The following is a 561-nucleotide window of genomic DNA, read 5'->3' as shown; positions in this document are numbered from 1 at the left end:
CACAACAGAGATCATGCCGACTTCAAATAGACCCGAGAAATCCAATTGTAAGAATGTTGGTGCGATACTTGGTGGTGTTGACATGACACCGTTCCATTGCACATCACCAAATAGAAGACCAAGCGCCGTCACACCCAAAATCGCGATCATCACTGCACCTTTCACACCACGGTGAACAAGCGCGATAGTAAGGAAGAAACCAATCGCCGCCAACACTGATGGCAATGACGTGATATCGCCCATTGAAACCAATGTCGCTGGGTTATCAACCACAATACCTGCGTTTTTAAGGGCGATAAACGCCAAGAAAAGGCCAATACCTGCAGAAATGCCGGTGCGAAGCGAATGCGGGATCGAGTTAATGATCCATTCACGAATCTTAAAAATGCTCAGCAGAATAAATAAAACACCAGAAACAAACACTGCAGCCAGCGCGACTTGCCATGTGTAACCCATGCCTAACACAACGGAATATGTGAAGAATGCGTTTAGACCCATGCCCGGAGCCTGAGCAATTGGGTAGTTTGCGACTAAACCCATAATGAAACAGCCAATCGCGGC

The 561-nt window shown here is 47.2% G+C and carries 1 protein-coding gene; it reads right to left on the bottom strand.

Annotated features, from left to right (window positions below):
- Positions 1–561, bottom strand: a 561-nt coding sequence (locus tag R7P74_RS28325; protein WP_318124015.1) for an NCS2 family permease, incomplete at both ends; no start/stop codon positions are given.

The organism is Vibrio sp. 2033 (genome assembly GCF_033339735.1).
Note: the sequence above shows the minus strand (reverse complement) of the source record. Positions and strands in the feature narration are given on the sequence as shown.